The organism is Sneathiella aquimaris (assembly GCF_026409565.1).
In the GTDB taxonomy this organism is placed as follows: Bacteria; Pseudomonadota; Alphaproteobacteria; order Sneathiellales; family Sneathiellaceae; genus Sneathiella; species Sneathiella aquimaris.
The window spans coordinates 1,867,331-1,885,289 of sequence record NZ_CP112881.1; the positions used below are offsets into that span (position 1 = coordinate 1,867,331).

The window sequence follows — 17,959 nt, forward strand, 5'->3', positions numbered from 1 at the left end:
CCTCATTGTTGGTATATCGGATAAGCTGTGATGATACGCCCGTCCTTCAGCAGGTACCCTTCGATTTTAAAGCCCAGCCCGGAAGGACCACGCCATTTTCTGCCGGTCCCGAGCTCATTGTTTCGATAGGCGTGAAGGATCCCGTTAATCAGGGTGTCGCGGGTCAGGCTGGACGGAAAGAGGCTGGAAAATTTTTCTTTCCATTGGTTTCGTTTGCGATCGAAAATTTCAACAAGCGCCGTATAAACCCCTGCTTTATCAGGGCCGGCTAGTACTTTCTTGATCCGGCTGCGGGCTGGGTCGGTGCGGGGAGATAAGTGATGAAAGCCGGTGGGTTTATCTTTGCGGTTAATTTCCCCATCAAACACATGAACAAGGTTGATTTGCGGATCTGTGGTCGACCAGAGTTCGCGTTCAAAGGCGAAAACCGTTGACGTGAAGCCAAGAAGGAAAAGCCCAATGATGAAACCCTGTAGGGCATAGGCAAAGGGGTTTTGTCCGCTAACCACCGGCACCCGTCACGAAGCTTTCCACCAGGCTCTTGGAAACCAAATTCCAGCCATCAACAAGAACGAAGAAGATCAACTTGAAGGGCAGGGCAATCATAACCGGCGGCAACATCATCATACCCATGGACATCAGGATGGAAGCGACAACCATATCGATCACCAGAAAGGGCACAAATAGTAAGAAGCCGATTTCAAATGCACGTTTTAGTTCACTGATCATGAAAGCCGGGATCAGCACTTTTAGCGGAATTTCTTCCGGCGTCGTGACTTCTTCTTCGGCGCTTAGATCCATGAAAAGAAGAACGTCTTTTTCCCGAGCGTGTTTCAGCATGAAATTCCGGAACGGGATAGCCGTTCTTTCAAAGGCGGTTGTTTCGTCAATCTCTTCATTGATCAGGGGTAAAAGCCCTTTTTCATAGGCTTCCTCTAGCGTAGGAGCCATGATGAAACCGGTTAAAAACAGCGCTAAGGAAATCATCACAACATTTGGTGGTGTTGTCTGAATTCCAATCGCACTTCGAAGCAGTGAAAGTACAACAATTAATCGGGTAAACGAGGTGGTAACAATCAGGATTGCTGGCGCAAGACTAAGAACTGTCATCAGGACAACAAGCTGGACGATCCGCCCGGTCAAAGGCCCCGCTTCATCACCAAGATCCAGAGAAAGGGTTTGCGCGATGGCTTCTGCTGGTACGAACCAGACAATAAGGCCGAGCAGGGCGGTGATAGAGAACGAAAGATATCGCAATCGATGCCCATTTATATGGGCAAGCCCGGAAAGCATTCGTTTTGTCATTTAGATTGCTCAACCCGTTTATGCAAAGGTGGAAGTTTAGGGGCCAATGGCTCCTGCTGTTCGGTTTCTGTTGTGAACGGGCTCGGCCGATTTTCCTGGTCGGGTCGACGCTTGATGGGGATATTCTGCTCGATCACCAAATCCCGCTCCGGACCAAGCAGGAGAAGATGCTCCTGATCATCGCGGCGCACCAAAACCAACTTTCGTTTTGCGTCAACAGAGGTAACCTGAGTGACCCCCAGGCGTTTTTTCTCGCCCCGTTTTCCGTCTGCTTTTGCCACCATACCAAATTTCCGGGCAATAAGGGTCAGGAGTCCGATAAGTCCTAAAACGAGGATCAGGACGGCTATATATTTAATATAAGGAAGGAGTTCCATGGTCCTCTAGCTCTATCGGTTGGCGAAACAATCTTTACGTTACAAAGGGTACCTTGCGAAAATTGAATTGGAAACTATTCTTTGTTTTTTTCTGTTGTTCCTTCCAGATTATCGACAGTGGTGGACAATTCATCATATTTCAGTCGAATTTCGGCGGCCAGTAAATCCAACGCTTCCAGCACCTCTTTAAGGCTTTCGGTGAGTTGGCTCTTGTCCGGGTTATCCTGGGCTTTGACCTTTTCGTGAAGGTCCAGCAATCGCTCCGGAAAAAGTGAGATATCAATGGACGCCCCCATTTTGGATTGCTCCAAATGATTCAGGATTTCCTGTTTCAACGAGCCGATTGACTGTTCGATGGAGGGTTCAGACGTCATTTGGGCTCACTTACATTAAACTCCGGGCGGGGGACAGGCGCCCCTTGTTCCCGATAAAGATACGATAAAATTTCGGAAACGGCGGCAAAGGCTTCCAAAGGAATAGGAGTGTCTATGTTGACTTCTTTCAGGATTTGGGCAAGGTCTGCATCCTCTCGAACCTTGATGCCATTTTCAAAAGCTATCTGAAGAATTTGTTCTGCGACCGCACCCTGACCGGTTGCCGTGACGACCGGAGCATTAGAGGTGCCCTTTTCGTGATTGAGCGCGACAGCGATTTGTCTTTTTTCGACAGTTCCATCAGTGTCCGGTTTATCAGGCATTTGCGCTCCACCATCCAAGTCTCCAGAAAGAAAAGTAGAAGTAAAATAGAGCAAAGTCAAATGGTCGCTAGTAATATGAAAAATAAATAGAATTTGCCTCGTAAGTTGTTTGTAGGTGGGGGAGTGGGGAACAAGCCATCTGCCGAATATTGGACGTGGTCACTTTCGGCCCGAACAGTCAGAAAAGGTCTTTGATGACCGTTTTGTCAACGACTGGAACGTGCGTTCAAAAAAAGAATCACAATTCGTTCTTGCAAGTTTTTAAGGGAATGATTATGTTCCGCCACAGAATTGCCGCAGTGGACGCCGAAGTCCTGATACTCTGTCGCAATATTTTGAAATTTCAGTGAGGGTACCCCCTCATTTTTGCAAAAGACAATTTGTCCGACCAAAACGCGCTAACAGGCGGGCTGCACGATTGTGCGGTGTCGGGGATTGTCTCACTTTCGTCCGAGGACGTCACGCGCTACCTGCTTTTCAGGTAGCTGCCAGAAAGGAATATATGAATTATGCAGTTTGAAAATGCGCTTATCGGTAAAAAAGTTGCCATTCTTGTTGCGAACGGTTTCGAAGAATCCCACATGACAGGTTTGCACAAAAACCTGGTCGATACCGGAGCTGAGATTAAAATCGTTTCCCCTGAAAAAGGTGTTGTAAACAGCTGGCACGACGGTAACTGGGGGCATTTCTTTCCTGCTAATTCTCATCTGCCAACTTCTATGTCTCATCATTTTGATGCTGTGATTGTTCCAGGAGGCTCCCGCCATGTCGCGCGCCTTTCTGCAGACCCACAGACAGCCCGTTTCATGCGGGGTTTCATGGAAGACAATAAGCCTGTCGCATTGTTTGATGATGCTGCAAAAATTATCGCAGTGGATGATCTTCTTGAAAACCGGACCGTTGCTGTCTCTGACGCGATCAAAGAATTGATGGTAGAAAAAGAAGCAACTGTTACAGAGGCAGACATTGCTGTTGATTCTATGCTTTGCACAGGAAAAACAGAAATCTTGCCTTTGGTAGAAAAATTTGTTGAATGCATTCAGAGCTACGAGCCGGAAGCATGGGAAGCCGCCTGATTGGTTTAACCAGATACTTAGTGAAAAAGCCTTCTGTTTTCAGAAGGCTTTTTTTTGCGAAAATGGAAAGCCAGGTCGTGGTATAGGGGGCATCCCGTCCGAGATGAATATGTGAAGTTAACAGTTTGTTAACCGTTGAAGCCTAAAGTAAGAGCAGATCAGTTTGTGATGAGTGAATTGGGCTTTTTATGAGTTTACAGGATATACCTTTATTTGCAGCGCTAACAGAGCGCATGAAATGGTTGACCAGCCGCCAAAAGGTGCTGTCCCAGAACATTGCGAATGCTGATACTCCGAACTATGAAGCCAGAGACCTGAAGCCTTTAAAATTCAAGGACATGGTCGCCCATCCTGACAACATGAAAGTCACGATCGCCAGCACGAATAAAAGCCATATGCAGCTTGAACGGGGCAGCGATAGCGATTTCGTCAATAAGAAGGTGAAGAAGCCGTACGAGGTCTCTCCAACAGGCAACGGTGTTGTTCTGGAAGAGCAGATGATGTCGTTGGCGGAAACACAGATACAATATCAAATGACCACGACCCTTTATAAAAAGCATTTGAACATGCTTAAAACCGCCCTAGGGCGTCAGTAAGCCGGAGCTTTATTATGGATTTGCTTAAAGCGTTGAATATTTCTTCTTCCGGCATGAAGGCGCAAGGGGAAAGAATGCGGATTATCTCCGAAAACCTGGCCAATAAGGACAGTGTCGGCAGGACCGCTGATGATGACCCGTATCGTCGTAAAACGGTTAGTTTCAGTAACGAGCTGGATCGCGAACTGGGCGCACGTCTGGTTTCAGTCGATAAAATCGTTGAAGATGGCTCGGCTTTTGGTGAAAAATTTGATCCTAACCATCCAGCAGCGAATGCAGACGGGTATGTAAAAACACCCAATGTGAATGCCTTGGTTGAAGTAATGGATATGAAAGAAACCCAACGGTCTTATCAAGCCAATCTTGGGGTGATTGATGCTTCCAAGAAAATGATTATGCAAACGCTTGAAATCTTGCGCTAATAGGACATAGGAGAACGAAAAATGGTTGATACAACTCCGATGTCCGCGATGCAGGCTTATGGAAAAGCATTGGACAACCTGTCTAATGTTAAGGCAGGCGGGGCCGCCGTCGGGACAGATGAAGTTCCGACAGGCCCGAGTTTTTCCGAATTAATGCAGGAAGCCGGCAATGAAGCTATTTCTGAAGGCATGGCCGCAGAAACGGTAAGTTTGAAATCGCTGACCGGTGATACGGGGCTTGCAGATATCGTAACGGCCGTCAGTAGTGCAGAAGCGACACTCGAAACCGTGGTTTCTGTCCGTGATCGTGTGATTCAGGCTTATCAAGACATCATTAAAATGCCAATCTAATCTCCTGAGCTTTTTGCAGGAGGAGAAACCATGACACCCACCGATGTTGTAGATGTTGCCAGAGAGGGCATCTGGGTGTTGCTAATCGTTGCGTCGCCGGTGATGCTGGTGGCATTGAGCGTTGGTTTGGTCGTTGCATTGGTTCAGGCGCTCACACAGATTCAAGAAATGACGCTGGCCTTTGTGCCGAAAATTCTTGCAATTTTCCTGACATTGATCGTGTTTTTCCCATTTATGATTTCAGCGATGATTGACTTGATGGAACAAATTACACAACGCATAGCCTCTCTTTAGGGGTGGGCGGATGCTGAACGAGTTTCTCACAGTCAATATTTTTGCCTTTTTACTGGTTTTTGCACGCATCGGAACCGCTTTTCTGATCGTCCCCGGCATTGGTGAGGGATTTGTTGCACCGCGTGTCAGGCTGAGTATTGCACTCGCGGTTACGTTTCTGGTCACACAATTTGTTGTCGATCGGCTGCCAGAACAACCCGTATCCGTTATTGCATTGTTCCTGCTTCTGTTAGGTGAGATCGTTATTGGCTTGATTATTGGCGGGGCTCTTCGTCTGGCGATCAGTGGGTTGCATACGGCCGGTACAATCATCGCACAGCAGGCCGGTCTGGCTGCGGCCCAGTTTTTTGATCCAGCCCAAATGACACAAGGGGCGGTGACCAGCAGTTTTCTGACCATCATGGCGATGACACTGATTTTCGTAACAGACCTGCACCATCTGTTTTTACAAGGGACTTATTCAAGCTACATTCTGTTTCCAGTGGGGGTTGTTCCGCCGCTTGGGGATGTTGCTGAACTGGTGATTGGCTTTGTGTCTGGTAGTTTCGCACTGGGATTTCAGATATCAGCGCCGTTTCTGGTATACGGTCTGACCTTTTATTTTGGCGTGGGGCTGATTAACCGGCTGATGCCACAGGTACAGATCTTCTTCGTTGCAATGCCTTTGCAGATTGGTCTTGCTTTCGCTGTATTGTCGATAACGCTGAGCGGCAGTATGATGTTGTTCCTAAACTATTATGAGGAAACGCTGATGCGTTTCCTTGGAGAATAGCGGAATGGCAGACGATCAAGACGAATCCCAAAAGACCGAGGAGCCGACCTCCAAGAAGCTGGAGGATGCCCATAAAAAAGGCCAGGTTCCCAAATCCCAAGAGGTCGGTCATTTGTTTATGACCATGGGAATTGCCTTGGTTGCCGTCATTTTTATTGGGGGTTTAGGAACGGGGCTCTCCTATGATCTCTACAAATTTCTAGAGCAACCCCACAACATCTCCTTAAGCGGTTTAAACCTGCGGGATACCTTTGGTGCGTTGGGTTGGGCTGTCGTCGGGGTTATGGCCCCTGTTCTTGGTGTTCTGATGCTGGCGGGATTTCTTGGAAATGTGGTCCAGCATCGCCCTGTCCTGTCGACTGAACGCATAAAGCCCCAGTTTAGTAAAATCTCCCTGTTCAAGGGCGTCGGACGGCTTTTCTCAATGAAATCAATGGCCGAATTCCTGAAAGGTATGCTGAAGATCATTTTGGTCGGCAGTCTGGCCTTTTGGTTGGTGATGCCTGAAATGGACGAATTGCCTGTATTGATGTCCTATGAGGTTTCGGGGGTGTTGGCGGTCCTGAAAAAGCAGATCCTTAGTTTGCTGCTTGGTGTCGCCTCCCTGATGGCCGTGATCGCCGGCGCTGACTATATGTATCAACGCTATAATCACAGTAAAGACCTCCGCATGACCAAGCAGGAGATCAAAGACGAGAACAAACAGTCGGAAGGTGATCCTATGATCAAATCCAGACTGAGGTCTTTGCGGATGCAGCGGTCCCGTCAGCGGATGATGCAGGCTGTCCCGTCTTCTGATGTGGTTGTGACAAACCCGACCCACTACGCGGTTGCGTTGCGGTACGATCCGGAAATCGACGCGGCGCCAATTGTTCTGGCGATGGGGTCGGATAATATCGCATTGAAAATTCGTGAAATCGCGAACGAGAATGAAATACCCATTGTGGAAAATCCGCCGCTTGCTAGGGCGTTGTTTGCTTCCTGTGATATTGACGAGCAAATTCCATTTGAACATTACAGGGCGGTTGCCGAGGTAATCGGTTATGTCCTAAAACTAAAAAAAATGAAGTAGGAAAACGAGCGTATGAGGCCCGAATATAAACCAGGAAGAGTGAGAGATCGGCGTTTTTTCCTAGGCGTTGATGCTCGGCAATTGGCAGCAGCGTACTTCCTCGTTGCGACCCTGATTATTATTGCAGCGATCCTGGGGCAGGAGTTGAGTTTCCTGAACTTGATGATCCTGAGTGCCATGGTTCTGGCGGCAATGGGGATTGGACTCTGGTATTTGATCTTTCATGGTTTGCGCCGGGCCGCGTCCGGAGATTTGGATCTCATCGCTGAGTTTGTTTCTTCCAGCCCGGAAGGCAGGCTTGTAACGACAAAAGACGGCGCTTTTGTCCTGGCCAACGATGCCTATTACGATGTTATGCGGCTGAGCAAAAAAGAACAGACCAAAACCCTTCTTGAAGTTATGGAGGGGAATTTCGCCGCCCGGGAACAGCTTAAATCCCTTCAGAATGCAGCAATCAAAGGGGGTAATGCGGGAATTCGGGTTGAAATGAAGACCAATAAAGGTCAGTGGCTTGCTGTTTTGGCGCACACGATCAAATCCATACCCGATTGTCTGATCTGGTATGTTGCGGAAACGACGGTCCAGCATAAAATTGAAGAGGTAGAGCGGAGCGAGCGTGAAAAGCTATCTGAATATTTCAACAATGCACCAGTGGGCTTTTATTCGCTGGATGATCGGGGACGAATTCAGTTTGTAAACCGCATTCTTGCCGATTGGCTGGGATATCATCAGCGGGAGTTGTCAGAGGGAACCCTGGATTTTGCGGATGTCATCATTAAAGGTGATGAACGGCAGCTGAACCTAATGGATAACCTCAATGATACGGGGCACCGGTATGAGGGCGAACTGCAGTTGCGCCGGCGCGATGGTACTGTTTTGCCTGTTCATATCACGCAGACACTGGCTCGGGATGAAAATGGCAAAGTCATTGGCTCCCGCAGTGTGGTTCGGGAATTGCTGCAGGAACGTTTGTGGCGCGAGCGGGTGGAAAGTGCTGAACAGCATTTCCGCCGGTTTTTTGAAGCTGCCCCGATTGGTATTATTTTGTTGGATCAGCAGGGGATTGTTGTCGAGGCAAACCCGGCCTTTCGGGTGATGACCGATACGGTAGTTGATAACGCCATCGGCAGTCACGTTACAAAATTGGTAGCAGAGCAGGATCATGACGTTCTCAATGAAAAGCTGAAAGAAGCATCTGCCAGTGATTTCGAGCTTAAACCGACAGAAATGAAACTGAGCGACGGTGAACGAGTTGCAAATTTCTATATAAGTTCTGTTGCAGGAACCGAAGGGAACACGGATAGCCTGCTTATTCATATTATCGAGACCTCTGCGCAGCGGCAGCTGGAAGTTCAGTTTGCTCAAAGTCAGAAAATGCAGGCTGTTGGTCAGTTGGCCGGTGGTATCGCCCATGACTTTAACAATCTGTTGACCGCAATGATCGGATTTTGTGATTTGCTGCTATTGCGGCATCAGGTGGGCGATCAGTCTTACTCCGATATTAGCCAGATAAAACAAAATGCAATTCGGGCCGCCGGTCTTGTTCGCCAGCTTTTGGCCTTTTCCCGTCAACAAACTCTGCGCCCTAAAGTTACGGATCTAACGGAAGTGCTGGCGGAACTGTCTAACCTTTTAAGGCGCCTGATCGGTGAAGCAATTGAGTTGGAGATCAAGCACGCGCGCGATTTATGGCTGGTTAAGGTGGACCAGAGCCAGTTTGAGCAGGTGGTCATAAATCTGGCGGTGAACGCAAGAGACGCCATGTCCGGTGAGGGAAAACTTTCGTTCAAGACGGAAAATTATGTAGTTCGTGAACGGGGAAGAGATGCCCACGAACTGGTGCCGCCCGGCGATTACATTAAGATCAGCGTAACTGATACAGGCTCAGGGATCCCTGAAGAAGTCATCGAAAAAATCTTCGACCCATTCTTTACAACCAAGAAAGTAGGGGAAGGAACAGGGCTTGGACTGAGTACCGTCTACGGCATTATCAAACAAACTGGTGGTTTCATTTTCGCCGAAAATAACGAGGATAGAGGAACGACTTTTAATATCTTTCTACCAAAACATATTGAGGCCATCGACGGGATCAAGGCTGAAGAGGAAAGCCCCCAGAAAGTGCATAGAGACCTTTCTGGTGTCGGAACTGTTCTGTTGGTTGAGGATGAAGACCCTGTGCGGTTGTTCGCGTCCCGCGCCTTGCAGAATAAAGGCTATGAGGTTTTACAGGCAGATTGCGGTGAAAGCGCTCTGGAGTTATTTGAAAATCATGAAGGGCATATCGACCTGCTGATTACGGATGTTGTGATGCCAAGCATGGATGGCCCCACACTGGTCAAAAATATTACAAAGAAAATGCCTGATTTGAAGATTATTTTTATCTCAGGCTATGCGGAAGATGCCTTTCGAAAAGACCTTGATTTTGACATCAACAAAATTGAATTCCTACCGAAACCTTTCACCCTTAAAGAAATTGCTGAGAAAGTAAAAGAAGTGCTTTCGAATACCGATGAAACTTAAATTATTTCATTGGGAAAATCGATCAAGCCATTGTTATGGTTCTAATAATTCCATGCCAATCGGGCGTACTGGCTCCGGTTTTGCTCACCGCTTGGGATCCGAAATACAGATTGGTAATGATGGTCGCCTGCTGCGATGCGAGGCTTTTATCCGTCATTTTTTCCTGAAGGTTTAAAGTGAGCGCGTTTTGGATACGTGCCCACATACTGGAAGTTATTTTAGCGACATCACTATCAATGGGTCCCAGTTCAACCATCGCATTGCAGATTAAACAACCCCGCCGGTTCTTTAAGGGGGCCCGGTCGTCGATATTGTTATTGAACATAGTAAGAATGCGTTCCATAGGCGGTCCTAAACGGACATCTGTAAGGCGGTTGACCGTTTGACCCACATAGCATTCGTCATATCGTTTTAGCGCTTCCAGATACACAGATCGTTTATCGCCGTAGGCCTTGTAAAAAGATCCACGGGTAAGACCCATTGCTTTCAGAAGATCAGGCAAATTTGTTGCACTGAAACCGTTTTCCCAAAAAATCTGCAAGGCACCCTCTAGGGCTGTGTCATTATTAAATTCTCTCGGTCGGGCCATTTGTCCTCCACCTTTTTACAGGGATCACGAAACACTCACGCTTTTGTGTTTTGTACCAATTGGTTCCTTATTATATATCTCGTTCTGTCGGAAGGCAAGTTTCCCCTCAAGGCTCTTGGACCCGAAAATTAAATGAAACTCATTCTTGCACGTGAGTGCGTGATCAATAGGAGAAAAAGAATGTTTAAACTGTTACGGAATATTGCTGTTGGTGCAGTCTTATCCACAATTCTTTTCGCGACGGCCATGGCTGCCGGTGTCGATGTCAACGCCACAACTACAGGATTGGCGATGCGCGGCTATGATCCGGTATCCTATTTCCAGGGCGCCCCGGCAGAAGGTGATTTGGCTCATACTGCTGAATTCAATGGTGCAACTTACCGATTTGCAAGCGAAGCAAACAAAGAAAAATTCGTCGCTGCTCCTGAAAAATATGCGCCTGCTTACGGTGGATATTGTGCCTTTGGCACAGCAATGGGTTTCAAATTTGATGGCGATCCAAAAATCTGGAAAATCGTTGACAACAAATTGTACCTGAACCTGTCCAAAAAAGTACAGGGTCGCTGGGAAAGCGAGTTGAACGAGCTTATTGAGCAGGCCGATAACAAATGGGTCAACATCAAAGACAAAGCTCCTGAAGAACTCGCAAACTGATCTTACGAAAAAGTGAAGCGGAAGTGAGTGTATCTTCTGCTTCCTTTTTCTTATGTTTGTATTGTTATTCAATGTCTTTTGATTAGGAACAGAACTATGTCATCAAATAAATTGACCTCTCTTGCGCTTGCGGGTGCTGTTGCAACGGCTCTAACCGCGTCTGCTTTTTCTGCGACAACTGCAAATGCGGCGGGTAAAGAAAAATGTTACGGTGTGTCTTTAGCTGGTGAAAATGATTGCGCCGCGGGTCCTGGAACAACCTGCGCCGGAACTTCGAAAGTAGATTATCAAGGAAATGCCTGGAAGCTGGTCCCTAAAGGCACATGCACCTCTATCGAAGTGCCTAAAATGGCGGATGGTTCTGATCGTAAAGGATCACTGGAAGCGTTGAAACGCGACCTGCCATCCTAGGATCAAAGACAATCAGGAAGGCGTTTATGGCGCCTTCCTGACTTAAATTGCTTCTATACACTGATACGAAATGGAGCTGAGCAGTGACGGTTTCTCGTTTAAATACCCTGCCGTTCAGTGTGGGAGCCAGTTTTAAACCACAGCATTTTGACGACATACTGCAAAAGGCTGATCGCGAAATGTGGTTTGAAATTCATGCTGAAAATTATATGTCCCGCGGCGGACCATCCTTGCAGATGCTCGAACGTCTGCGGTCAGATTTCGACATTTCAGTTCATGGGGTAGGATTATCAATCGGTTCCGCCCGTGGTCTTGATAAGGATCATCTGACGCGCCTTGGAACTTTATGTGATCGGTTTGAGCCTGCGTCGTTTTCCGAACATCTTGCCTGGAGCAGTCATACCGCTGGTTTTTTGAACGATTTACTGCCTGTACCGTATAATTCTGAAACATTAACGCAGATATGCGAGCATATTGATCAGGTTCAGACGGCACTGGGGCGGACGATGCTTCTTGAAAACCCGTCATCCTACCTTGAGTTTAAAAACAGCAGCTACGAAGAAACGGCATTTCTGAAGGAAATCTCTGAGCGAACAGGATGCGGACTTCTTCTGGATATCAACAATGTGTACGTTTCAGCCGTTAATCTGGGGTTTGATGCAACCCGCTATCTGGACAATTTCCCTAAACAAAAGATCGGTGAAATCCATCTTGCGGGTCATTCTTTGGAACAAAGTGACAGCGCGGAAACCCTACTGGTAGATGCTCATGATCGGCCCGTGGCGGATCCTGTCTGGTCTTTATACAGATCATTTATCCTGGAAAACGGCGCGATCCCGACCTTGATTGAATGGGACAATGATATTCCTGACTGGGATATATTATCAGCAGAGGTCAGAAAGGCTCAAACTATTCTGAATGGCTTGCCTAAGGTTGAGGATGGAAACAGTCATGTCGCTTGATGATCTACAGCAAGACTTTTCTGTGGCCCTTCTGGATCCGGACAAACCAATCCCCGAGGTAATTGATCCGTTAGCGCAGTATGACATCGAGAAGCGGTTTTCTGTCTATCGTAACAATGTTTTATCCAGTTTGATTGACGCCTTGCGTGTGGCATTTGCGACGATTGATAAGCTGGTAGGGGAAGAGTTTTTTGATGCAATGGCAGCGGTCTTTGTGCGCGTAAATCCGCCCCGGTCGCCGATCCTTGCTTTATATGGTGAGGCGTTTCCTGATTTTTTGACGGCGTTTCCGCCGGTCGAGGAATTACCGTATTTGCCTGATGTCGCACGGTTAGAACTGGCCCGCCGGCAGGTATATCATGAAGCCGACGGGATATCTCTGGCAGGCGATTTTTTAACGCAATTTTCCGCCGAGGAATTGCCGTCTGTCAGGTTTGATTTGCATCCGGCCCACCGAACGTTATCGTTTGCGTATCCGGCGTATTCCATTTGGCAAACGAACTGGAATACAACCGGCGAGACGATCGATCTTTCTGGTTTGACGGGGGAGGACTGTCTTGTCTATCGGGAAGGATCATCCGTTCTCCAGCGGAAGCTTTGCCCCGGTGGGGCCCAGTTTATCGCGGATTTGGCGCGGGGGGACACACTTGGAGAAAGTGCAGAAAAAGCAGGTTCCATTGATGGGTTTGATCTGGCCGATTGCTTGGCCAGTATTATCGAAAGTCGGCTGGTCGTAGCTGCAAACTGACGGATGAATGTCATGAGTAATATCGTACAATCCCTTTTTGGATTGCATAACAGAGTTTTTGAATTAGTCGAACGAAGTCTGGCTAACTGGCTGCCGGGTCTTGCGGCAAGAGTTGTTTTTTCGAGTGTGCTGCTGGTATTTTTCTGGCAATCAGCGGCCACAAAACTGGATGGTGGGCTGTTTTCACCGTCCGCGGGCGCCTATGCACAGATCTTCCCGAAAACACTGGAAGCGCTTGATTATGACACAGACAGAATGTCGGCCATTCATTCCCTGATAGTTCTGGCGGGAACCTATGCTGAATTTATTTTACCGCTTCTTATTCTGGTTGGCTTGATGACCCGCCTCGCATCCGCTGGCATGATCGGGTTTATCACCGTGATGAGCATTGTAGATATTTACGGTCACGGCCTTGACGAGAAAAGTATCGGTGGTTTGTTTGATCGTTTTCAGGACAGTGTGATCGCTGATCAACGGTTGCTATGGGTCTTTCCGCTTGTCTATCTTGTTATTAAAGGGGCGGGGATGATTTCAGTGGATGCACTGTTCAAAAAAATTCTGCCTTATTCAAGCAACAAAGCTGTGGCTTCTCACAGCTAGGTATAATGATGGTCGGTTTCCCCTGACCGGTCCATCGTTTGAGGGAGGAAACGCCCGGTTTTCGCCGGGCGTTTCCAATTTTTGTATTACCTTGAACTTGAAATCAATAGTCGTCCTCTCCTAAAAGCACGACACATTTTCCATCCACCTTACGGTCAATCACGGCATCCATCGCTTCGTGAAATTGTGCAAGTGAATAACGCTTACCGATTTCCGGGTTGAGGGCCCCTTTATCATACAGATCAAGGACCCCACGGATCATGTGGTCTAAATCGTCGATAAAGTCTTCGCGTTTTGTACCGGGGGTCCAGCCAAAGAAATGACCAATATTAAACCCCATTGCTGAAATATTCTTCAGGAGGAGGCGATTGGCCGGGATGTCTGGAATGGTACCGCTGGCATATCCGATTGTGAGCAGGCGTCCTTCCCAGGCCATACATCTTAACGAGGCGAGCGTTACATCTCCGCCAATGCTGTCATAAACAACATTGGCACCACGCCCTTCAGTTATTTCAAGGACCTTGTCTCGAAAATCCTCTTGTCGGTGATCGATGACAAAGTCGGCCCCATGGCGACGGGCTGACAAACAATGCGCCTCACCCCCCGCAACGGCAATAACGGTTGCCCCCATGGCCTTGCCGATTTCGACAGCGGCCATACCAACCGCCCCAGCGGCCCCGTGAACCAGGAGCGTTTCTCCCGCCTGCAAGGATGCCCGGCGTGTCAGTGCCCCGTAAGAGGTCGTATAGGAAAGCACCAAAGCGGCAGCGACGGCAGGGTCAATACTATGGGGGATTTTGTGGCAACAGATATCCTGCACCAGATTATATCCGGCGCATCCACCGCCATCCCCGCTTATCATGACCGCATCGCCAACCTGTACCCGTGAAACGCCTTCACCAATTTCATGAACAACCCCGGCTGTTTCTGGACTGGGTATGAAGGGAAGAGGGGGTTTTCGCTGATATTTACCAGCGATATTCAGCGAGGCTGCAAAGCTGATCCCGGTGGCTGTGTTTCTGACAACAACCTCTCCCGGACCGGCCACAGGGATTGGGAGGGTTTCCAGATGGGCTTTGTCCCGGTAATGGCCGAATTCCCGAACAACAATGGCACGCATGAAGTCTCTCCTTTTTGCAGATATGCACAGAGTATTGTTTTGTTGCAGTATAGCGGGCCTTGAATAAGGAGCAAATAAAAGAGAAAGTGTGTAAACAGGTGTTTTAAAGCAGGATCAATGCAGCGCCCGTAATATTCATCACTGTTTTTGATACCAATTGATAACCATATGAAATTCAAACGACATATGGAGTTACAGTTCAATGAAAATACTAATGGTTCTCGGTACCGTATTCCTGCTGGCAGCCTGTAATCACACGCCACAGAATATTGATAATTCCTATCGTACGAACAATCATGGCGATCTAGCAAAACCTTAATTTTGTCATGCCGGCGCAATGATGGCAGGATAGATGGAGAATTCTGAACATTCAATGTAAGCAATGGAAACAGAATGAAACGATTAACGTTGTTGCGGCACGCCAAATCCAGCTGGAATGATGGGGTAATCAGGGATTTCGAGCGGCCTTTATCGCCTCGCGGGATCAAGGCTGCCCCCCTTATTGGGCAATATCTTATAGATCAAAATCTGGTGCCAGAGCTCATCCTTTGCTCTCCTGCCAAACGCACCCGTGAAACACTTGCCCGTACGATGCCGCGCCTTTCGGACGAAACAAAAGTCCTATTTGACCCGATGATTTATTCCGCAGGCATGGGGGGAAGCATCCTTGACCTTTTACCGACGGTAGCAGAGGCTTATGGTCATGTGCTGATCATTGGCCATAACCCCACAATGCAGGAGCTCGCCCTGACGCTAACTAACTGGCAAGAGGGCACAGAGCCTTTACGGCAAAAACTAACCCGCAAATTTTCGACCTGTGCTGTTGCCAGTCTGGAGTTTGACATTCCCTGCTGGAACAAGGTTAAAAATTCGGGCGGGCTGATCACGCATTTCATGACCCCAAAGATGCTGACTGTAACGGGTTAAATTTTCGCGCTTTGTTTTAACCGGTTTTCTGTTAGCGTGTCCCTAACCTGATAAACAGACATAGAAACTGTGACCTCATGAATATTACAACGCGCATTCCTGACAACAACAAATTAAAATTGGGGGCTGGTGATGGTTTTTTGCTCGCCGCTTCCTGTGCATGGGGCATCAATTTCCCGATTGCTAAATCTGTCCTTCTTTACATGGATCCGATGGTCTTTTCCGCGACCCGGTACCTTGTCGCCGCGTCCTTTCTTTTTGTGCTGCTGATCTTCCAACGTGAGAGACTGGCGATAACGACGAAGGAGTTTTTCGAACTGGCGATTATCGGATTTCTGGGAATTACCCTATTTCAGGGGGGCTGGGCATACGGTCTTAATCTCACCAGTGCTTCGAAGGCCTCAATTCTGGTGGCGACCGCCCCCGTCTTCGGTGCGCTTATCGGTTCTTTTCGGGGAGAAAGGACATCACTTGTTGGCTGGGCTGGTATTTTTCTGTCCATGATCGGTGTTGTAATTCTGATCAATAACAGCCTGACAGAAATTACGATTGGTGCAGGCAGCATGGTTGGGGACCTGCTGATCATCGGCGCTGCCGCGATCTGGTCAATTTATACCTTGATCTCCAGGCCGATGGTTATTAGGCGGGGGCCAATTTTTGTTACTGCCTATGGCATGGCTTTCGGCGCTCTGTTCCTGACGGCCATTAGTGTGAAACCACTGCTAGAGCAGGATTGGAGTGCCATCCCCGCGATCGGGTGGGTTGCCTGGGCAAGTACAGCCTTCCTCGGCGCGGCGCTTGCATTTGTCTGGTATTGCGCTGGTATTAGCAGGCTTGGAATGGCCAAAGGCATGTCCTACAGCTTCTTCATTCCTGCCGTCGCGATAGCAACCTCACTTTTGTTCTTTGGCGAACATATGTCCCTTGTACAGCTCTTTGGCGCAGCCATTATTCTGCTTGGCGTCAAATTCACCCGAACAGGCTAAACTATCAAAAGAGGATTGCACCAACCACAATAGACGATTGTGCCGGGCCATTGACGTATGTCTCCTCATGGGGCGCTGAACCTTTAAGACTGATTGCGCTTGAAGGGGAAGGCGGGATCTCGTCTTGTTCCTATGTCGTGGTCGGCAGATGACAGCAAAGGTTCATTTAGCGATTCCAGAGAATCGTATCGGGGTTTGTCGTTAATCTGATTCGGATTTTTGAGAACAAAAGAAAAACAGATTAAAATTAATATTTAAAAACAGTGAGTTAAAAATTACTTGCCAATAAGAACAAAACATGTACATTCCATTTATTGCATCCGGGGCAGACCTATGAAATAAGTGAGGGATGAATGGTACAAACAGCATTGAAACTCGTCGAAGCAGGTGGCATGGATAAGAAAAAAGCGCTGGAAGCAGCAATGAGCCAGATTGATCGGGCCTATGGTAAAGGTTCTGTCATGAAACTGGGTCAACAGGAAGCATTGGACATTGCAGCGATCCCGACCGGGTCAGTAGGCCTGGATATTGCTCTGGGAATTGGCGGATTGCCAAAGGGCCGGATTATTGAAATTTATGGTCCGGAAAGCTCTGGTAAAACAACCCTGGCTTTGCACGTGGTTGCAGAGGCCCAGAAAAAAGGTGGAACATGTGCGTTCGTGGATGCAGAACACGCGCTGGATCCTGTTTATGCGGGCAAGCTGGGCGTTGATATCGATGAATTATTGATTTCACAGCCTGATACAGGCGAACAGTCTCTGGAAATTGCGGACACATTGGTCCGTTCCGGGGCGGTTGATGTTCTGGTGATCGATAGTGTGGCTGCGCTGGTACCACAGGCGGAACTGGAAGGCGAAATGGGTGATACCCATGTTGGCTTGCAGGCACGCTTGATGAGTCAGGCTCTTCGCAAACTGACCGGTTCCATTTCAAGATCCAATTGTATGGTGATTTTCATCAATCAGATTCGGATGAAAATCGGCGTAATGTTTGGTAGCCCTGAAACAACAACAGGCGGAAATGCTCTTAAATTTTACGCGTCTGTGCGTTTGGATATTCGCCGGATCGGGCAAATCAAGAACAAGGATGAAATTGTTGGTAACCAGACCCGGGTGAAGGTTGTTAAAAACAAGGTTGCACCTCCTTTCAAAGTGATTGAATTTGACATTATGTACGGTGAAGGAATTTCCAAAACAGGTGAAATACTTGATTTGGGTGTGAAAGCCGAAGTCGTTGAAAAATCCGGCTCCTGGTATTCCTATGACAGTGTTCGTATTGGTCAGGGGCGTGAACAGGCAAAAGCCTTCTTGAAAGAAAACAAGGAAATGGCCCTTGAGATCGAAAAGAAAATTTTGACTCATGCCGGTGTTTTGTCTGATGAATTTCAGGGCACTCCGGAAGCCGAGGATGACGGAGAAGCATAAGCATAAGCATAAGCCTCTCCATACACGCCATCCTTGATCAAGGATGATGTTGAAAA

Annotated in this window: 23 protein-coding genes; 16 read left to right on the plus strand and 7 right to left on the minus strand. The window is 48.0% G+C overall.

Annotated elements, in window-relative coordinates:
• Nucleotides 1-2: 2 nt before the first annotated feature.
• From OIR97_RS08800 to OIR97_RS08820, 5 genes are all read right to left on the minus strand, one after another.
• On the minus strand, nt 3-509 hold the full coding sequence (locus OIR97_RS08800; RefSeq protein WP_267177809.1) for an EndoU domain-containing protein: 507 nt from the start codon (nt 507-509) through the stop codon (nt 3-5).
• On the minus strand, nt 502-1,305 hold the full coding sequence (gene fliP / locus OIR97_RS08805; protein ID WP_169545288.1) for a flagellar type III secretion system pore protein FliP: 804 nt from the start codon (nt 1,303-1,305) through the stop codon (nt 502-504). Before fliP ends, OIR97_RS08800 begins: the two co-directional genes overlap by 8 nt.
• The gene (locus OIR97_RS08810) at nt 1,302-1,682 is read right to left on the minus strand and encodes a flagellar biosynthetic protein FliO (RefSeq protein WP_169545289.1); all 381 of its coding nucleotides are present in this window, start codon (nt 1,680-1,682) and stop codon (nt 1,302-1,304) included. The genes fliP and OIR97_RS08810 overlap by 4 nt, the downstream gene beginning before the upstream one ends.
• Nucleotides 1,683-1,756: 74 nt before the next feature.
• Entirely contained in the window at nt 1,757-2,056 is a 300-nt protein-coding gene (locus OIR97_RS08815; protein ID WP_169545290.1) for a hypothetical protein, read from the minus strand.
• On the minus strand, nt 2,053-2,379 hold the full coding sequence (locus OIR97_RS08820) for an EscU/YscU/HrcU family type III secretion system export apparatus switch protein (RefSeq protein WP_169545291.1): 327 nt from the start codon (nt 2,377-2,379) through the stop codon (nt 2,053-2,055). The genes OIR97_RS08815 and OIR97_RS08820 overlap by 4 nt, the downstream gene beginning before the upstream one ends.
• Before the next feature lie 509 nt (nt 2,380-2,888).
• Between OIR97_RS08820 and OIR97_RS08825 the strand changes: the two genes are divergently transcribed.
• The 8 genes from OIR97_RS08825 (at nt 2,889) to OIR97_RS08860 (ending at nt 9,482) form a co-directional block, all read left to right on the plus strand.
• Nucleotides 2,889-3,455 carry a DJ-1/PfpI family protein gene (locus tag OIR97_RS08825; RefSeq protein ID WP_169545292.1) on the plus strand — a complete coding sequence of 189 codons (567 nt, stop codon included), beginning with the start codon at nt 2,889-2,891 and terminating at the stop codon, nt 3,453-3,455.
• Nucleotides 3,456-3,643: 188 nt separating this feature from the next.
• Entirely contained in the window at nt 3,644-4,051 is a 408-nt protein-coding gene (gene flgB, locus OIR97_RS08830) for a flagellar basal body rod protein FlgB (protein ID WP_169545293.1), read from the plus strand.
• A gap of 14 nt (nt 4,052-4,065) precedes the next feature.
• On the plus strand, nt 4,066-4,473 hold the full coding sequence (flgC, locus tag OIR97_RS08835) for a flagellar basal body rod protein FlgC (protein WP_169545294.1): 408 nt from the start codon (nt 4,066-4,068) through the stop codon (nt 4,471-4,473).
• A 21-nt stretch (nt 4,474-4,494) separates the two neighbouring features.
• Nucleotides 4,495-4,824 carry a flagellar hook-basal body complex protein FliE gene (locus OIR97_RS08840; RefSeq protein ID WP_181017911.1) on the plus strand — a complete coding sequence of 110 codons (330 nt, stop codon included), beginning with the start codon at nt 4,495-4,497 and terminating at the stop codon, nt 4,822-4,824.
• 30 nt (nt 4,825-4,854) lie between these two features.
• Nucleotides 4,855-5,118 (plus strand): flagellar biosynthesis protein FliQ, encoded by a 264-nt coding sequence (gene fliQ, locus OIR97_RS08845; protein WP_169545295.1) that lies wholly within the window; start codon nt 4,855-4,857, stop codon nt 5,116-5,118.
• 10 nt (nt 5,119-5,128) lie between these two features.
• Nucleotides 5,129-5,890 carry a flagellar biosynthetic protein FliR gene (gene fliR / locus OIR97_RS08850; protein ID WP_169545296.1) on the plus strand — a complete coding sequence of 254 codons (762 nt, stop codon included), beginning with the start codon at nt 5,129-5,131 and terminating at the stop codon, nt 5,888-5,890.
• A gap of 4 nt (nt 5,891-5,894) precedes the next feature.
• A complete protein-coding gene (gene flhB / locus OIR97_RS08855; protein WP_169545297.1) occupies nt 5,895-6,962 on the plus strand; it encodes a flagellar biosynthesis protein FlhB in 1,068 nt (355 codons plus the stop codon).
• A gap of 39 nt (nt 6,963-7,001) precedes the next feature.
• A complete protein-coding gene (locus tag OIR97_RS08860; RefSeq protein ID WP_169545298.1) occupies nt 7,002-9,482 on the plus strand; it encodes a hybrid sensor histidine kinase/response regulator in 2,481 nt (826 codons plus the stop codon).
• A 22-nt stretch (nt 9,483-9,504) separates the two neighbouring features.
• On the opposite strand, the gene OIR97_RS08865 is transcribed toward OIR97_RS08860, so the two are convergent.
• On the minus strand, nt 9,505-10,071 hold the full coding sequence (locus OIR97_RS08865; protein WP_169545299.1) for a TetR/AcrR family transcriptional regulator: 567 nt from the start codon (nt 10,069-10,071) through the stop codon (nt 9,505-9,507).
• Between the two features lie 180 nt (nt 10,072-10,251).
• Between OIR97_RS08865 and OIR97_RS08870 the strand changes: the two genes are divergently transcribed.
• The 5 genes from OIR97_RS08870 to OIR97_RS08890 all read left to right on the plus strand — a co-directional run bounded on the left by OIR97_RS08870 (nt 10,252) and on the right by OIR97_RS08890 (nt 13,446).
• Complete coding sequence (locus OIR97_RS08870; RefSeq protein WP_169545300.1) at nt 10,252-10,725, plus strand: YHS domain-containing (seleno)protein; 474 nt, start codon at nt 10,252-10,254, stop codon at nt 10,723-10,725.
• Between the two features lie 96 nt (nt 10,726-10,821).
• A complete protein-coding gene (locus OIR97_RS08875) occupies nt 10,822-11,136 on the plus strand; it encodes a BufA1 family periplasmic bufferin-type metallophore (RefSeq protein ID WP_169545301.1) in 315 nt (104 codons plus the stop codon).
• Between the two features lie 83 nt (nt 11,137-11,219).
• Nucleotides 11,220-12,098, plus strand: coding sequence for an MNIO family bufferin maturase (gene bufB / locus OIR97_RS08880; protein ID WP_169545302.1), 879 nt, complete (start codon nt 11,220-11,222; stop codon nt 12,096-12,098).
• Nucleotides 12,088-12,846 carry an HvfC/BufC N-terminal domain-containing protein gene (locus OIR97_RS08885; RefSeq protein WP_169545303.1) on the plus strand — a complete coding sequence of 253 codons (759 nt, stop codon included), beginning with the start codon at nt 12,088-12,090 and terminating at the stop codon, nt 12,844-12,846. Before bufB ends, OIR97_RS08885 begins: the two co-directional genes overlap by 11 nt.
• Nucleotides 12,847-12,858: 12 nt before the next feature.
• Nucleotides 12,859-13,446, plus strand: coding sequence for a DoxX family protein (locus OIR97_RS08890; RefSeq protein ID WP_169545304.1), 588 nt, complete (start codon nt 12,859-12,861; stop codon nt 13,444-13,446).
• A 103-nt stretch (nt 13,447-13,549) separates the two neighbouring features.
• Here the strand turns inward: OIR97_RS08890 and OIR97_RS08895 are convergent, their stop codons facing one another.
• Nucleotides 13,550-14,566: an NADPH:quinone oxidoreductase family protein gene (locus OIR97_RS08895; protein ID WP_169545305.1), complete on the minus strand. Its 1,017-nt coding sequence runs from the start codon at nt 14,564-14,566 to the stop codon at nt 13,550-13,552.
• Nucleotides 14,567-14,959: 393 nt separating this feature from the next.
• Here OIR97_RS08895 and OIR97_RS08900 point away from each other — a divergent pair, with 393 nt between their 5' ends.
• The 3 genes from OIR97_RS08900 to recA all read left to right on the plus strand — a co-directional run bounded on the left by OIR97_RS08900 (nt 14,960) and on the right by recA (nt 17,903).
• Nucleotides 14,960-15,493, plus strand: coding sequence for a SixA phosphatase family protein (locus OIR97_RS08900; protein ID WP_169545306.1), 534 nt, complete (start codon nt 14,960-14,962; stop codon nt 15,491-15,493).
• 77 nt (nt 15,494-15,570) lie between these two features.
• Complete coding sequence (locus tag OIR97_RS08905; RefSeq protein ID WP_169545307.1) at nt 15,571-16,479, plus strand: DMT family transporter; 909 nt, start codon at nt 15,571-15,573, stop codon at nt 16,477-16,479.
• 353 nt (nt 16,480-16,832) lie between these two features.
• A complete protein-coding gene (recA, locus tag OIR97_RS08910; RefSeq protein ID WP_169545308.1) occupies nt 16,833-17,903 on the plus strand; it encodes a recombinase RecA in 1,071 nt (356 codons plus the stop codon).
• Nucleotides 17,904-17,959 lie beyond the last annotated feature (56 nt).